The organism is Seonamhaeicola sp. ML3, assembly GCF_023273855.1.
Lineage (GTDB): Bacteria > Bacteroidota > Bacteroidia > Flavobacteriales > Flavobacteriaceae > Seonamhaeicola.
Genome location: NZ_CP096884.1, coordinates 2,918,461 through 2,933,228, shown reverse-complemented (window position 1 = coordinate 2,933,228; position 14,768 = coordinate 2,918,461). Strand labels below are relative to the sequence as shown.

Genomic DNA, 14,768 nt, shown 5'->3' with positions numbered 1-14,768 from the left:
AATAAAACGATAAACCGATTTTTTTTGTCAAATTCATCGATTAATGACACTTAAAACTAAATCTTATTTTCTATGCACAAATGAGGAGATTAGAAAAAACCAATCTTAATAGCTATGCATATTTAAAATATTGAACGCTAGATTATTGTGGGTTTTTAACCTTGAAAGCCCCTAAAAGTAGTACTAATAAAAATCCGATGTTCACAAAAGCGATAAACCTATAGGACCCCATATTGGTAAAGCAGTAACTAAATATAGTTGGTGCTATGGCACTTGCTATCACTAGAAAACTCATAACCTTACCGGTTATGGCTCCTAGATATTTCCTGCCATAGTACCTTGGCCAAGTCACCGCATTAACAACGGCAAAAAGCCCGCCTAAAACACCCAAACCTCCAATTAACATGTAAACGCCAAAAGTATTTGACAAAAACAAAAGTCCTGTAGACGCAATTATACCGCTTACAATCATTATGAGTATATAAATTTTATGCTTTATGTAATCGCTTAAAATATTACATAAGGTAGAAACAGAAATAGCAATGATAGAAATTGGTAGAAATATAGAAATGGCTTGAGATTTCTCATAGCCAAAACTATCGAATATTGATACGACATGAAATGTAAATCCGGTGATATAAAAGCTGTTAAAAGCTAGAATAAGCCCTATAATCCAAAAGGCTCTCGTCTTTTTAGCATCTTTTAATGTATAATCTTTTATAACCGTATTGTTTGTAATATCCTTTTGCTTTTTTGACAAGGTTCCATCAGGGACCATTTTAAAATCTTCAGGTCTATTTCTATAAAACTGTAAAACAAGAAAACTAAAAACGAATAGGCACACAGCTAAAATCTGCCAACTTTTCTGCCAACCCTCTTGTTCAATTAATGCATTGAAGACTAAAGGCGCTATAGAAAAGCCCAAAGACACCCCTATGCTGTTAATAGAATTTACTTTACCCCTATTCTTATCGAACCAAAGCATAATCATATTTCGCGAAGACATAGTAATTACGCCTTGTCCGCTAAACCGTATTAAAAAGAACAATACTGTTATTACAACAAAAGGTACCCACCAAGTTTGCACATTAAGTATATTGGAAATTTCGTGACTAATTTGAACAGAAATAGAACAAAGCAAAAGAGCACTACCTAATAGTACTGCTGCAAAAAATGCCACATATCGAGCACCGAATTTATCGAACCATATTCCGGCTTTACCAATAAGGAACGAACTTAGAAATGTACCTATCATGTAAGCATTGCTGAACTGATTTCGTGTAAGTCCCAAAGCATCTTTTACAGGGTCGGTAAAAACAGACACACCTACAGTTTGTCCAGGAATACTCGCTAAAACACCAATACTGCCAAAAAGAAGAACAACATAACCGTAAAAAAAAGGAAATTTTTCTGGTCTTATAAACGAAAAACGATTCGGATTACTCATTCTGTGTTTTTAAACGTTCTTTAAACTTGGCATTTAAAACAAGTCCTATAATTATCATGCTTATGCCCAATAAACTCCAAATCGTATATACTTCAGAAAAAATAGCCACACCAAGCAACAGCGTAAAAATAGTTTCTAGATATTTTAGTGGTGCTATTTGACTTGTAGATGCAGCAATCTGAAAAGCCTTGGTCATAAAAACCTGTCCGAAGTACCCAAACACCCCCAGACTTAATAGTAAACACCATTCCAAATTATTGGCAGGATTTACCCAATTGGAAATAGATAACAAACCTCCAACAAGTACAGAAACTGCCATAAAATAATTAACCACAACAACTGGGTGTTCGCTCTTACCAATTTTACTGAGTATCACATAAACCAAACCTACAAATATGGCTGAGCATAAAACAAGAGCGAGTCCTAGCATATTCAGTTCTAGATCAAACCCTTTTAAAATAACTACGCCAGCAAACGCCAACAGGAAAAACAACCATTGTACTGACTTTATTTTTTCTTTTAAAAAGAAAATGGCAAAAATAGATGCAAATATAGGCCCCAGATAACGTAACGAAACCGCTGTACCAATAGGCAAGTACTTTGTAGACATAAAAAAAAGAAGCATAGAAGTAACACCTACCAACCCGCGCAACAATAATATCCTTTTGTTATTGCCCCAAATGGATATCTTATTTTTAAAAAGATAGACCATGGTGAACAACAAAGTGGTGATAGACCTGAAGAAAACAATTTGATAAGCGCTAATGTCACTTAGGTACTTTACTGTGCTATTCATACACGCAAAAGACAATGTACTAATAAGCATAAACTTTAAGGCGCTTCTTATATCCAATAGCTAAATATTAAAGGTATATGTTTAATCCTCAGGAGGGTGCCCATGAATAGATTCAAAAACTTCATCGAAGTTAGACCTAAGATATGAGTTTAGCTTTTTTCGGTATTCTCCCTTTAACCACTCTACAAAATTAAAGGTACTCTTACTAATACATTTTGTATAGCGGCCAATCCTGAAGTCGATATCATCACCTAGCTTTCTGGCAAGCATTAAAGCATCGTAGACATCTTCACTATTTTCGATACATATATAGGCATGTTGAGCAATAGAACGTTCTAAAACAACTTTAGAAGACTCACCTGATCTTATTGATTCTACATAAGTGCGCTGAATGTCGAAAAACACCTCTTTAGAATTTCCGAATTCGGCACGCAAATCGTCTGGCATTTCATATCTAAAATTGCTTTCCAACTCTTCATCGCTCAATAGCGAATCCAAATAGTAGTTTGGCGACCTGAAAATACGTTGCCAATCCAGATTGTCGCCCCATGGTCCAAAGCGATGGAAGTTATTCCCTAAATCAATTACCTGAAACGTTTTCTTATCTTCAAGCACACGAGAACCTCTACCTATCATTTGGTAGTAAAGTGTAAGTGATTTAGTGGCCCTGTTTAAAATAATGCTTTCAACTGTAGGTTCATCAAAACCAGTGGTTAAGATGCTTACAGAGGTTAAAATAGCATCTGGAGTTTCTTTAAACCACTTTAGTATGTAGGCACGTTCTTTTTTAGAATGAGTATTATCTAAATGTGCTATGGGATAACCAGCTCTTCTGAAGGTATCATAAACATGTAATGATGTATTGATACCATTGTTGAATATTAAAGTTTTTTTACCCTTGGAACGTTCTTCATAAGCCCTTAACAGCTTAGTAAGCATGTTGTCATCGGTATAAAGGTCTTCAGAAGATTTAACAGTATAGTCTCCATTAGCACCGACAACCAAAGAAGTTAAGCCAACATTGTAACTAAACATTTCAGCTCTGGCCAAAAAGCCATTATCTATTAATGATTCTATACTTTCGCCAACAATAAGTTCATCGTAATTGTCGGTCATGGGCAATTCAATACTAGAGCTTAAAGGTGTTGCAGTAACTCCTAGAATGAAAGACTGGCTAAAGAATTTAAACAATTTGGTAAATGAGTTGTAGTGGGCCTCATCGATAATGACCAATCCAATATCCGAAATGTCTAATTTATCATCGTGCAACCTGTTATTTAAGGTTTCAACCATAGCAACAAAACAAGAATATTCTGATTGGTCACTTAAATCGGCCTTGCTATCAACAACTTTGTTTATGACTCCAAATTCTGTAAGCATATTAGAGGTTTGCTTACATAACTCGATTCGGTGCGTCATTACAAGCACCTTCTTTTTATGAGTTTTTAGATACTGCCTAACTATTTCAGAAAAGATTACTGTCTTACCACCACCTGTAGGCAATTGATATAATAAATGATAATCAGGACGAGATTCATCAAAGCTCTTAAAAATTTTGTCTATAGCCCCTTTTTGGTAACTATAAAGGTCTTTTCCTGTTTTTCTTTCGGCTAATTCAATTTGAGATACAACGGACATGCATTAGTTTTTGACCAAGCAAAAATAACATCTTTATTGGGTTTTGTACTATGCCGTTGCTTTAAATTATGCGCAACTTTTTAACAAAACGGTAGAATTAAAAAATTTACATATAAATTGATTTTAATTTAAACTATTTTAAATTCTTTAGGTCTAAAATGAAAATAACCCATTTCTAAACAGGTATGACTATGGACATTTATAAGAAACTAAGCTTTATATCTATGGTAGTTTGTTTCTTGATTTTTTCGTGTAGCTCGGGAGATATAGAACAAAACAACCAAGAACAGGAAACCGAAGAAGAACATATTGAAGAACAACAACCCACAGAGCAAAACCAATCACCAAACATATTACTCATAATAGCAGACGATTTTGGTCTCGATGCTTGCCCCGGGTATAGTATTGGCAGTATAAAGCCAAACATGCCTAATCTAGTGGATTTAATGGATAATGGCTTAAAGTTTAATAATGCATGGTCAAACCCTACTTGCTCCCCTACCAGAGCCGGTATTCTTACAGGAAAATACGGATTAAGAACAGGATTAATTCGAGCTGGGCTTACTCTAAACACAAGTGAAACAACAATCCAAAAACACCTAGATGATAACACAAACCAAGCATACAGTCACGCTGTAATTGGAAAATGGCATTTAGGGAGAACAAATACCCACGCTAACGAAATGGGTATAACTTACTTTGCTGGTACAACTAGTAACATAAGCTCTTATACGAATTGGACATTAAACATTAATGGCAACTCAACTAATTCTACAGAGTATGCTACTTCCAAATTTACAGATTTAGCAATAGATTGGATTAATGATCAAACTAAGCCTTGGTTTTTGTGGTTAGCTTATAATGCACCGCACTCACCATTTCATTTACCTCCAAACAATTTACACTCACAAGGTGCTTTACCATCAGATCAAGCAAGCATTAGCGGGAACACTATGCCCTATTACATGGCAGCTCTTGAAGCTCTAGATACTGAAATGGGCAGGTTAATAAATTCAATGAGTCAACAAGAAAGAGATAATACGGTTATAATTTTTATTGGAGATAATGGCACCCCCGGACGTGTTGCTCAAGAATACAACAGCAGAAGAGCCAAAGGGAACGTTTACCAAGGTGGAGTTGCAGTGCCCATGGTAATTTCAGGAAAAGGTGTTACTCGGGTTGCTCAATTAGAAGAAGCACTAGTAAATACCACAGATTTATTTGCTACCATTGCTGATTTAGCGGGTACGGGCACTTCTCAAATATACGATAGTTTTAGTATAAAGAATTTACTTTCTAGCAGTTCTGCAAACACCAGACAATACAATTATTCTGAGATTTTAAACGATGCGGGCACTAAAGATGTTACTATACGAAATGCAACCCATAAATATATTTTATTCGGAGATGGCTCTGAGGCTTTGTATGATTTATCGGAAAACCCTTTAGAAAACCCTAACTTATTGAATCCTTCTCTAGCACCATTAAGCGATGTTAATAGTTCCATTAAAGACGACTTAATATCACAATTGAATACAATTACAAATTAGACAGGTTATAATCTAAATTCCTATTTTAGCGATATCATCTCAAAAACATATCGCAATGCATATAAACGATAAATCAGGAGTTAAAACCTATAGCGCTTCAGAAAGTCGCTATGATAACATGACTTACCGACGCTCTGGAAAAAGTGGTGTTCGTTTGCCTGCTATCTCCCTAGGCTTATGGCATAACTTCGGATTTGTCGATAATATTCAAAACGGAAGGGAGATTATTCGCTATGCGTTCGATTTAGGAATTACACATTTCGATTTAGCCAACAACTATGGTCCTCCTTATGGTTCAGCTGAGGAAAATTTTGGCACTATACTGAAGCAAGATTTTAAACACTACAGGGATGAAATGTTTATCGCCTCTAAAGCGGGATTCGATATGTGGCCAGGCCCCTATGGAAATTGGGGGTCGAGAAAATACTTAATCGCAAGTGTAGATCAAAGTTTAAAACGAATGGGCTTAGATTATGTAGATATTTTTTATCATCATCGTCCAGACCCCGAAACACCCTTAGAAGAAACCATGGGTGCTTTGGCAGATATTGTTAGACGAGGAAAGGCTTTATATGTGGGCATTTCTAATTATAGTGCCGAGGAAACACAACGAGCTGCTGCGTTATTAAAAAATCACAATGTCCCTTTTATATTGCACCAAGCACGATACTCTATCTTTGACCGTTGGGTAGAAGACAAACTTTTAGAAACTTTAGAAAAGAATGGTGTTGGTTGTATAGCTTTTTCGCCATTGGCTCAAGGTATGCTTACCGACAAATATTTAAATGGTATACCAGAAGGCTCTAGGGCTTCTAAGGATTTAAGTTATTTGAATACAGAGATGGTGAACAACAACCTTGAAAAGATTAGAAGACTGAATACCATTGCCCAAGAACGCGGACAAAAATTATCGCAAATGGCTGTTGCTTGGATTTTAAGACAACCTACCGTGGCTTCAGTGCTTTTGGGTGCTAGTTCTGCAAATCAATTAAAGGAAAACCTAAAAGGTTTGGATAATTTAGAGTTTTCAGACGAGGAATTAAAAGTGATTGATGAGATTGTTAAATAGCTCTATTCCTCTTTAATAATATTAACTGTTCCTTTCACGTTTACTGAAAGTGCCCAAAGATCAGCGGCTATAATATTATTTTTATCGTCCAGCACCCTAAAATGTGCCGTGTTGGGAAGTGCATAACCCTCGTTTAGTGCCAAAAACTCTATTTTGTTTACACCTGGTCGTAATTTTAATTCAAAACTACCGAAAGAATTTAATAGTGCAGCTCTAAAAATTATTATCTCGTCATTTACCGAAATACGGACTAAATCTCCATCTTCAAGACCATAATCTCGATACATCACTTTTACCGTTTTGGATTTTGTTTTATGGTTCCCAAAAAACACATCGACTTTACTTCCTTTAGTTCCTAACTCTAATTCTTTAATAATAGATTTTTGCTGATTTTCAAGTCGATCAGCGAATAGCTCTCCAGGATTACCAAATTCCTCCTTAAACATGGACAGCTCCTTCTTGGGCATTTTTAGATTAACATTTGGTTTTGGCAAGTTAAAACCACTAAAATCACCATCGCTTTTAACAGTTTTTGGCGGTACTAAAGGAGACCCATCCAAAGTGTCGTTTTCGGTCTCAACTGCGGGTATAACAAGGTTCTTCTTCTTTGAATCAATCTGTGCATGTGTTGAATAACAGAAAATCAGCAAGAAAAAGACATAAGTATATATGTTTACCTTATTTGGCTTCATAATAATTAGATAATTCAAAAATAACTTATAGTTACCTAATAACATAAATATTTACTGAATGCTTTATCAAAAACCATTCCTAAGCTCTTTTTAGTGAAAATTATAGTGTAACCCTTACAAAAACAATCAAAAATTGTTAAAATCTGTTAAATTACTACTTTGCAATGCATAGTACTGTAACAAAATTAATTTCTTATCGTCTATCTGATATAAATCATTAAAAAACGAATAATTATGAGAACTTTAAACAACAACCAAATTTCAGGAACACTAAGTACAACAAAAAGTCATACTTGGAACACAAAGAGACGTTACAGATAGTAACGTCTCAAAAAAAACTTTCATCAATCAAAAAATGAGAGCAGTAATTAAAATATCAAAAAAAATTAACCACATCACACAAGAAAATTTATTCCCTTCTAGGCAATTGATAAATTTTAGATCTTCATGCGACATCGTTTGGAAAGGTTCAAAACGCTTTGCACACTAAAAACACAAGTAATCAAATTGAGTTGTGTTAGATAAAACAGCAGTTACAAGAATTAGAACATTAATAACCATAAAGTTATGGTATTGTTTTTGTGAATAACCTTCACATTAACCTGCCGGACCAACTCCGGCCATTTAAACTATAATTTTATGAGAAGATTACAATTCAGACCCGAAATTAACGCCGGGTCTATGGCAGACATTGCCTTTTTGTTATTAATTTTTTTCTTGGTAACAGCGACCATTTCTACAGATGTTGGTATTAACAGATTGCTCCCTAAACCTTGTCCTGATGGACAGGATTGCTCCCCTCCCATTAATGAGCGTAACATTTTACAGGTTATGATTAACGGGAAAGACCAAATTATGGTTGAGGGCAATTTAGTTAAGCTTGAGGAGTTAAAAGACCTCGCTAAAGATTTCTTAGACAATAACGGAGATAACTCTTGTAGTTATTGCCATGGTGAACAATTGGTGAGTTCATCTGATAATCCGGGTGAAGCCGTTATTTCTTTACAGAACATGAAGCAGACTACTTATAAGCAATATGTAGCTGTACAGAATGAATTGACCAAAGCCTATAATGAGTTAAGAAACGAGTATTCGATTAATACATTTGGAAAGTCCAAAGACAATTTAACTAAAGTAGAGCTGAAAACAGTTAAAGATGCTTACCCTTTTAAGTTATCTGAAGCAGAGACAAGATAAATTTAGTTACAGCACCATGCTTATATGATCTCGGCAAGCTATAAGCATGGTGTTTTAAAATACTACGCATAATAAAACTTATAATATCAATAATGTAAAAGTGCTTTTAGCTCAATTTCAAAACGTTCCTTGGGCAAATATTGCTGCTCCAGGGCTTTTGCGAAAGGAATAGGCGTATCTAAACTAGCCACGCGCTTTACGGGAGCATCTAAATATTCAAAACAGTGTTCTTGTATTAAAGCTGAAATATCGCTTGCTATACCTCCAAACATAGAGTCTTCTTGTAAAATGATTACTTTTCCGGTCTTCTTTACAGAAGCATAAATAGTGTCGGTATCTAAAGGTTGGAGGGTTCTTAAATCAATCACATCGGCATCAATATTAGGGTTGTTCTCCAACGTATTTAGGGCCCAGTGCAAAGCCGCGCCAAAGGATATGATTGTGATGTCAGCACCCTCATGTATAAGCGATGCTTTTCCAAAAGGTAAGGTGTAATATCCAGTAGGTACATCTTGCTTTATACTTCTATATAATGCCTTGTGTTCAAAAAACAACACAGGATTTGGGTCATTGATAGCTGTAGCTAGCAAGCCTTTCGCATCGTATGGAAATGCAGGATAAACTACTTTTAGTCCGGGTGTTTTTGTAAACCAAGCTTCGTTGGTTTGCGAATGAAATGGCCCAGCACCTACATCGCCACCGCAGGGCATTCTTAAAACGACATCGGCATTTTGTTGCCATCTGTAAAAGGATTTTGCCAAATAATTTACCACGGGATTAAATCCAGAACTTATAAAATCTCCAAATTGCAATTCAACCACGGCTTTCATTCCAGCAATAGATAAGCCCATAGCTGTTTCTATAATTCCAGATTCACAAATGGGCGTATTTCTAACACGTTCTTTTCCAAATTGATCTACAAAGTCTTCGGTGATTTTAAAAACGCCACCGTATTCTGCGATATCCTGTCCCATAATAATGAGATCTTCGTGTCGCTCCATGCTTTGCTTTAGACCAGAGGCAATAGCATCAATAAATCTAATTTCTTTTTTGTTATTTAAATATTCAAAGTATTCATATTCAAAGTTTTGATAAACACTACTTAACTCATTAGTTTCAATTGATTCTAAATCATTTTCTTCTAAAGCTACTTCTAAATGTTCGTTAATTTCATTAGTAATGTTTGCTTTAATGCTCAATATTCCATCTTCAGTAATTACCCCTTCAGATTTTAAAAAACTTTCAAAGTTTATTACAGGGTCTTTTTTTGACCAAGCCTCCAACAACTCCTCAGGAACATATTTAACACCACTAGCCTCTTCATGCCCACGCATTCTAAATGTTTTAAATTCTAATAAAACAGGATGTGGTTGTTTTCGGATTTGCTTCGTTATTTTTTTTACTGTTTTGTAGACTTCTATAATATTATTACCATCTATAATATGAGACTCCATACCATAACCAATCCCACGGTCGGCTATATTTTGACAATTGTATTGTTCATTAGTAGGTGTTGAAAGTCCATAGCCATTGTTTTCAACACAAAATATAACTGGTAATTGCCATACCGAGGCTATATTTAGCGCTTCATGAAAATCTCCCTCACTAGTTCCACCTTCGCCTGTAAAAACAACTGTGACACTATTTTCTTTTTTTAATTTACCAGCCAAAGCTATGCCATCTGCAACACCAAGTTGTGGTCCTAAGTGTGAAATCATGCCAACAATCTTGTATTGTTGTGTCCCGAAATGAAATGAACGATCTCTACCTTGTGTAAACCCAGAGGCTTTGCCTTGCCATTGCGCAAACAGTCTGTATAACGGAATACCTCTCGTTGTAAAAACCCCCAAATTTCTGTGCATAGGCAAAATATACTCGGTATCTTTAAGAGCCATAGTAACTCCAACAGCAATAGCCTCTTGCCCTATACCAGAAAACCATTTACTAATCTTCCCTTGCCTCAATAATTTAAGCATCTTCTCCTCTACCATCCTTGGCTTCAAAAGGTTCCTATACAACTTCAGCAGTTTTTTTTCTTTGAGGTTACCAATATTATATTCGAGTTGCTTCATTAAAGAGATTATAGTGTTTAACACCTGTGCAGGTAGACCAAATATAGGATAAAAACCAATCTCGCCTCATTTTTAAAGTCAAAATAAATCCTGAGCATCTTTACATTAATTTCATACTTTTGTAATAGTGCGACTAACAAAAAACTTCTACAATGAAAACCATACCAAGTGTTAATCTAAAGGATTTTTTAGCTAATGACCCGGACCGAAAACAACGTTTTGTTGATGCTATAGGTAAAGCCTACGAAGATATTGGCTTTGTTGCTTTAAAAGGGCATTTTTTAGACGATGATTTGGTGGAAAGGCTTTATAATGAGGTAAAAAACTTTTTCAACCTACCACTTGAAACCAAGCAGAAATATGAAATTCCTGGCATTGGTGGTCAGCGCGGTTACGTCTCGTTTGGAAAAGAAAGTGCTAAAGGTAAAAAAGAAGGTGATTTAAAAGAGTTTTGGCACTTTGGTCAATATGTTGAAGACAACGAAACTCTAAAGGCAGAATACCCAGATAATGTTATTGTAGAAGAGCTTCCGGAATTTAATACTGTAGGCAAGGAAACCTACCAAATGCTTGAAAAAACTGCAAAATATGTGTTGCGAGCACTTGCAATATATCTTGGTTTGGAAGAAACTTATTTTGATGCTTACATACACAATGGTAATTCCATTTTAAGACCTATTCACTATCCGCCAATAAAAGAAGAACCTAAAGAAGCTGTAAGAGCTGCAGCTCACGGCGATATTAATTTAATTACCTTATTAATGGGCGCGCAAGGAAAAGGGCTGCAAGTACAAAACCATGAAGGTGAATGGCTAGATGCCATAGCTCAACCCGATGAATTAATGATAAATGTTGGGGATATGCTATCTAGACATTCCAACAATAAATTAAAGTCTACGATTCATCGTGTTGTGAATCCACCAAAAGAACTCTGGGGGACTTCCAGGTTTTCTATTCCTTTCTTTATGCATCCCATAAGCGACATGAAATTAGATGTCCTCGAGGGTTGTGTGGACGAAAACAACCCAAAACAATTTGAAGACATTACTGCTGGGGAATTTTTGAATGAACGTTTAATCGAACTGGGATTAATTAAAAAATAGAATTCCAATCCTTTACTTTCCCAAAAAGGAAGAAACCTGGACTAATGACTAAATTAATTTGTAAACAATAACTCAAATCACCCTGTTTGAGTTTCTCCCCTAAGGGGAGATTAAGAGGGACGAAAATGGATTTACAAGATCAATTAAAAAACTTATTTCCAGACCATGTTTCTGAAAATGCTTCTGCTGAAGCTCAAGAAGACAATACTGATGGACTATGGATTCAAGATGACCCCATTATTTGCAAATACGAGAAACGTAAAGGTAAACCAATAACAATTCTTGAGGGTTACACTGGGGCTACCGAAGACTTTAAACAATTAGCCAAAGAACTAAAAACAAAACTAAGTGTAGGTGGCAGTTTTAAAGGCGACAAAATAATTATTCAGGGTGACTATAGAGATAAAATCATGAATATCCTTAAAGACAAGGGCTTTAAAGTAAAACGTGTAGGCGGTTAATATATGGGGAATAAACAATTGCATATTACAAACGGCGGGGCTTTAACCAATTACCTTAGCGAGTCTGGTTACAAAGGTGATCTTATTACTTGGCACGAAATGCTATGTGAAGGCCCTACCAGAGTTGATATTCAATCGGATGATTTCTTTAAAGCCAGAGCAAATTTTTTCTCAAAAACTTATAATGTTTATTTGGATATCGATGCCTTTAAAGCAGAAATTTCGAGACTAGACCATGTTGACGATTATTCTGAAATTGTACTTTGGTTTGAATACGACTTGTTTTGTCATATCAACCTCATTGCCGTTATAAGCCTGTTAAGACAAAAGAAAATAAAACTCCCCATTTCTTTGGTGTGTAGTGGACGCATAGCAAGAAGCAAAAACCTCAAGGGGCTTTCCGAATTAAGTTCCGATCAACTCACAGCCCACTACACCAATAGAGTGCTTCTAAAGGAAGAAGATATAGAACATGCCGAAAGCCTCTGGCAAATTTACAACGGAAAAGACCACAACCTATTTAAGCCATTCATTGTTAAAAGCTCCTCTTTTGATTATATGAGCAACTGCCTGAAAGCGCATTTAAAGCGATTTCCTGACAGTAAAAGTGGCTTAAGCACCATAGAAAACAACATTTTGGAAATCTTAGATAAGAACACCATCAAATCTAAACACCATCTCTTGGGCTATGCTTTAAACTATCAAGGTTTCTATGGGTTTGGCGACATGCAGTTAGGCAGGATTATCAACCAATTGTCTATTTTCTATTCAGAAGATGAAAATGGCATTAAACTTAACAGGAAGGGACATGAGGCCTTATTGGGGCAGCATAATTTTACTAAAGAAATAAATGATGCCTCTGTATTTGGTGGCGTTAAAAAATGTGACTTTCAATTCAGTAAAAAAGAAAATAAGCTCGTAAAAACTATTGCAAATGCCCATTAAAGAATCTGAATTAATTTTAAATCCTAATGGTAGTGTTTATCATCTTAACCTAAAACCCGAGAATATTGCCGATACCATTATTTTTGTTGGTGACCAGGATAGGGTTGATAAAGTTTCTAAGCATTTCGATACCATTGAGTTTAAAACGCAAAAGCGTGAATTTAAAACACATACAGGGCATTACAAAGGCAAGAGATTGACAGTGATTTCTACTGGTATAGGGCCAGATAATATTGATATCGTTCTTAATGAACTAGACGCCCTTGTAAACATAGATTTATCCACAAGAAAACCGAAAGAAACAACCACTGCCCTTAATATTGTTAGAGTTGGCACATCAGGTTCGCTTCAAAGCGATGTTCCCGTAGATTCTTTTGTCCTGAGTGAATATGGTCTCGATTTAAACGGTATGTTACATTTCTACCAAATAGACACTATAAAAAACCCAGAAATAGAACAGGCATTTGTAAAACAAACAGAGTGGAGTACTAACAAAGCCTACCCTATTATTGTTAAAAACAGTTTTGAATTGCAGCAAAAGTTTGATGGCCCAAACATCTTTAAAGGTATGACCGCCACTGCCGGCGGCTTTTATGGTCCCCAAGGAAGGGTGTTGAGACTACCCGTACAAGATTCCAGTTTAAATGAAAAAATGGATGCTTTTGTTTTTAACGGCATTAGGGTTACTAATCTAGAAATGGAAACTTCAGCCATTTATGGACTTTGTAAACTGTTAGGTCATCATGCTGTTTCATTAAATGCCATTATTGCAAATAGAGCTACTGGAAACTTCAGTTTAAAACCAGGGCAAACAGTAGAAAATCTAATAAAATATACACTAAATAAAATTTCAGAATAAGTTGAAGGAAGTAAACATTGGAGGCGTTCCAGAGCATTTTAATCTGCCCTGGCATTTAGCGATTGAGAATGAAGAATTTGAAAGTCAAGGTATTGATTTAAAATGGAGCGATTACCACGGAGGAACGGGCGCCATGTGTAAAGCGCTTCGAGATAAAGACATTGATATTGCTATTATTTTAACAGAAGGTATAATTAAAGATATTATTGCTGGAAACCCCAGTAAAATAGTGCAGACTTATGTTGAATCCCCTTTAATTTGGGGTATTCATGTAGGGGATCAATCCAGTTACAAAACTATTGAAGACCTAAAAGGCACAAAAGCCGCCATAAGCAGATATGGTTCTGGTTCGCATTTGATGGCATACATAAACGCCGAAAACAATAATTGGAATTTAGAAAACGATTTAGAATTCAGTGTTATCAAAAACTTAAATGGTGCTGTAGAAGCACTAACCAATGGAACTGCAGATTATTTCCTTTGGGAAAAGTTTACTACAAAACCTTTGGTTGATAGCGGTGTGTTCAGAAGCATAAATAACTGCCCAACACCATGGCCTTGCTTTGTAATTGCCGTAAGGGAAGAGTTTATTACTTCGGAAAAAGAAACTCTGGAAACCATTTTGGAAATAATCAACACTACTTCAGTAGATTTCAAACATATCCCTAGTATAGACAAGACCATAGCCAACAGATACGAGCAACAACTGGCAGATGTTCAAGAATGGTTAAGCTTAACGGAATGGTCTCAGGATGTCATTAGTAACAAAACAATTTCCAAAATTCAAAAAGAACTATTCAATCTTAAAATTATACCAGAGACAGTAGATTACAATAGGGTTATTTATAATTTCTAAAACGCTATTGTATAAAACGCAATCATGTAAATGTTAATAATAATGAAAATGTTATTTCAAAAGTTCCTCAAATGCTTACTTTT

The 14,768-nt window shown here is 35.6% G+C and carries 13 protein-coding genes; 8 read left to right on the top strand and 5 right to left on the bottom strand.

Translation table 11 applies throughout. The annotated features are described in order from the left end of the window. Window positions 1-142: 142 nt before the first annotated feature. Genes M0214_RS12600 through M0214_RS12590 form a run of 3 tightly spaced genes read right to left on the bottom strand, consistent with a single transcriptional unit; the run spans window position 143 to window position 3,881 of the window. Complete coding sequence (locus M0214_RS12600; protein WP_248722917.1) at window positions 143-1,447, bottom strand: nitrate/nitrite transporter; 1,305 nt, start codon at window positions 1,445-1,447, stop codon at window positions 143-145. Then, window positions 1,440-2,300, bottom strand: coding sequence for a DMT family transporter (locus M0214_RS12595; RefSeq protein WP_256467928.1), 861 nt, complete (start codon window positions 2,298-2,300; stop codon window positions 1,440-1,442). The genes M0214_RS12600 and M0214_RS12595 overlap by 8 nt, the downstream gene beginning before the upstream one ends. Window positions 2,301-2,324: 24 nt before the next feature. Continuing rightward, entirely contained in the window at window positions 2,325-3,881 is a 1,557-nt protein-coding gene (locus tag M0214_RS12590; protein ID WP_248722915.1) for a DEAD/DEAH box helicase, read from the bottom strand. Window positions 3,882-4,072: 191 nt separating this feature from the next. Here M0214_RS12590 and M0214_RS12585 point away from each other — a divergent pair, with 191 nt between their 5' ends. Both M0214_RS12585 and mgrA read left to right on the top strand, forming a co-directional pair. Then, window positions 4,073-5,431, top strand: coding sequence for a sulfatase-like hydrolase/transferase (locus M0214_RS12585; protein ID WP_248722914.1), 1,359 nt, complete (start codon window positions 4,073-4,075; stop codon window positions 5,429-5,431). A 55-nt stretch (window positions 5,432-5,486) separates the two neighbouring features. Then, window positions 5,487-6,500: an L-glyceraldehyde 3-phosphate reductase gene (mgrA, locus tag M0214_RS12580; RefSeq protein WP_256467927.1), complete on the top strand. Its 1,014-nt coding sequence runs from the start codon at window positions 5,487-5,489 to the stop codon at window positions 6,498-6,500. A 2-nt stretch (window positions 6,501-6,502) separates the two neighbouring features. On the opposite strand, the gene M0214_RS12575 is transcribed toward mgrA, so the two are convergent. Next, on the bottom strand, window positions 6,503-7,192 hold the full coding sequence (locus tag M0214_RS12575; RefSeq protein WP_248722913.1) for a hypothetical protein: 690 nt from the start codon (window positions 7,190-7,192) through the stop codon (window positions 6,503-6,505). Window positions 7,193-7,831: 639 nt separating this feature from the next. Here M0214_RS12575 and M0214_RS12570 point away from each other — a divergent pair. Next, on the top strand, window positions 7,832-8,389 hold the full coding sequence (locus M0214_RS12570; RefSeq protein WP_248722912.1) for a biopolymer transporter ExbD: 558 nt from the start codon (window positions 7,832-7,834) through the stop codon (window positions 8,387-8,389). 86 nt (window positions 8,390-8,475) lie between these two features. On the opposite strand, the gene M0214_RS12565 is transcribed toward M0214_RS12570, so the two are convergent. Continuing rightward, window positions 8,476-10,461 (bottom strand): thiamine pyrophosphate-dependent enzyme, encoded by a 1,986-nt coding sequence (locus tag M0214_RS12565; protein ID WP_248722911.1) that lies wholly within the window; start codon window positions 10,459-10,461, stop codon window positions 8,476-8,478. 152 nt (window positions 10,462-10,613) lie between these two features. On the opposite strand from M0214_RS12565, the gene M0214_RS12560 reads away from it, so the two are divergent. The 5 genes from M0214_RS12560 (at window position 10,614) to M0214_RS12540 (ending at window position 14,685) form a co-directional block, all read left to right on the top strand. Then, window positions 10,614-11,564, top strand: a complete 951-nt coding sequence (locus tag M0214_RS12560) for an isopenicillin N synthase family oxygenase (RefSeq protein WP_248722910.1) — start codon at window positions 10,614-10,616, stop codon at window positions 11,562-11,564. A 125-nt stretch (window positions 11,565-11,689) separates the two neighbouring features. Continuing rightward, entirely contained in the window at window positions 11,690-12,025 is a 336-nt protein-coding gene (locus M0214_RS12555) for a translation initiation factor (RefSeq protein ID WP_248722909.1), read from the top strand. Between the two features lie 3 nt (window positions 12,026-12,028). Next, window positions 12,029-12,970, top strand: coding sequence for a DUF1835 domain-containing protein (locus M0214_RS12550; RefSeq protein WP_248722908.1), 942 nt, complete (start codon window positions 12,029-12,031; stop codon window positions 12,968-12,970). Next, entirely contained in the window at window positions 12,960-13,829 is an 870-nt protein-coding gene (locus M0214_RS12545; RefSeq protein WP_248722907.1) for a nucleoside phosphorylase, read from the top strand. Before M0214_RS12550 ends, M0214_RS12545 begins: the two co-directional genes overlap by 11 nt. Window position 13,830: 1 nt before the next feature. Continuing rightward, window positions 13,831-14,685 carry a substrate-binding domain-containing protein gene (locus M0214_RS12540; protein WP_248722906.1) on the top strand — a complete coding sequence of 285 codons (855 nt, stop codon included), beginning with the start codon at window positions 13,831-13,833 and terminating at the stop codon, window positions 14,683-14,685. The last annotated feature ends 83 nt before the right edge of the window (window positions 14,686-14,768 follow it).

What these genes read in the sequence shown, in the direction of transcription:
- M0214_RS12565 (WP_248722911.1), bottom strand. Translation starts at nt 10,461, where the DNA reads ATGAAGCAACTCGAATATAATATTGGTAACCTCAAAGAAAAAAAACTG.
- mgrA (WP_256467927.1), top strand. Translation starts at nt 5,487, where the DNA reads ATGCATATAAACGATAAATCAGGAGTTAAAACCTATAGCGCTTCAGAA.
- M0214_RS12560 (WP_248722910.1), top strand. Translation starts at nt 10,614, where the DNA reads ATGAAAACCATACCAAGTGTTAATCTAAAGGATTTTTTAGCTAATGAC.
- M0214_RS12600 (WP_248722917.1), bottom strand. Translation starts at nt 1,447, where the DNA reads ATGAGTAATCCGAATCGTTTTTCGTTTATAAGACCAGAAAAATTTCCT.
- M0214_RS12555 (WP_248722909.1), top strand. Translation starts at nt 11,690, where the DNA reads ATGGATTTACAAGATCAATTAAAAAACTTATTTCCAGACCATGTTTCT.
- M0214_RS12570 (WP_248722912.1), top strand. Translation starts at nt 7,832, where the DNA reads ATGAGAAGATTACAATTCAGACCCGAAATTAACGCCGGGTCTATGGCA.
- M0214_RS12545 (WP_248722907.1), top strand. Translation starts at nt 12,960, where the DNA reads ATGCCCATTAAAGAATCTGAATTAATTTTAAATCCTAATGGTAGTGTT.
- M0214_RS12590 (WP_248722915.1), bottom strand. Translation starts at nt 3,881, where the DNA reads ATGTCCGTTGTATCTCAAATTGAATTAGCCGAAAGAAAAACAGGAAAA.
- M0214_RS12585 (WP_248722914.1), top strand. Translation starts at nt 4,073, where the DNA reads ATGGACATTTATAAGAAACTAAGCTTTATATCTATGGTAGTTTGTTTC.
- M0214_RS12575 (WP_248722913.1), bottom strand. Translation starts at nt 7,192, where the DNA reads ATGAAGCCAAATAAGGTAAACATATATACTTATGTCTTTTTCTTGCTG.
- M0214_RS12550 (WP_248722908.1), top strand. Translation starts at nt 12,029, where the DNA reads ATGGGGAATAAACAATTGCATATTACAAACGGCGGGGCTTTAACCAAT.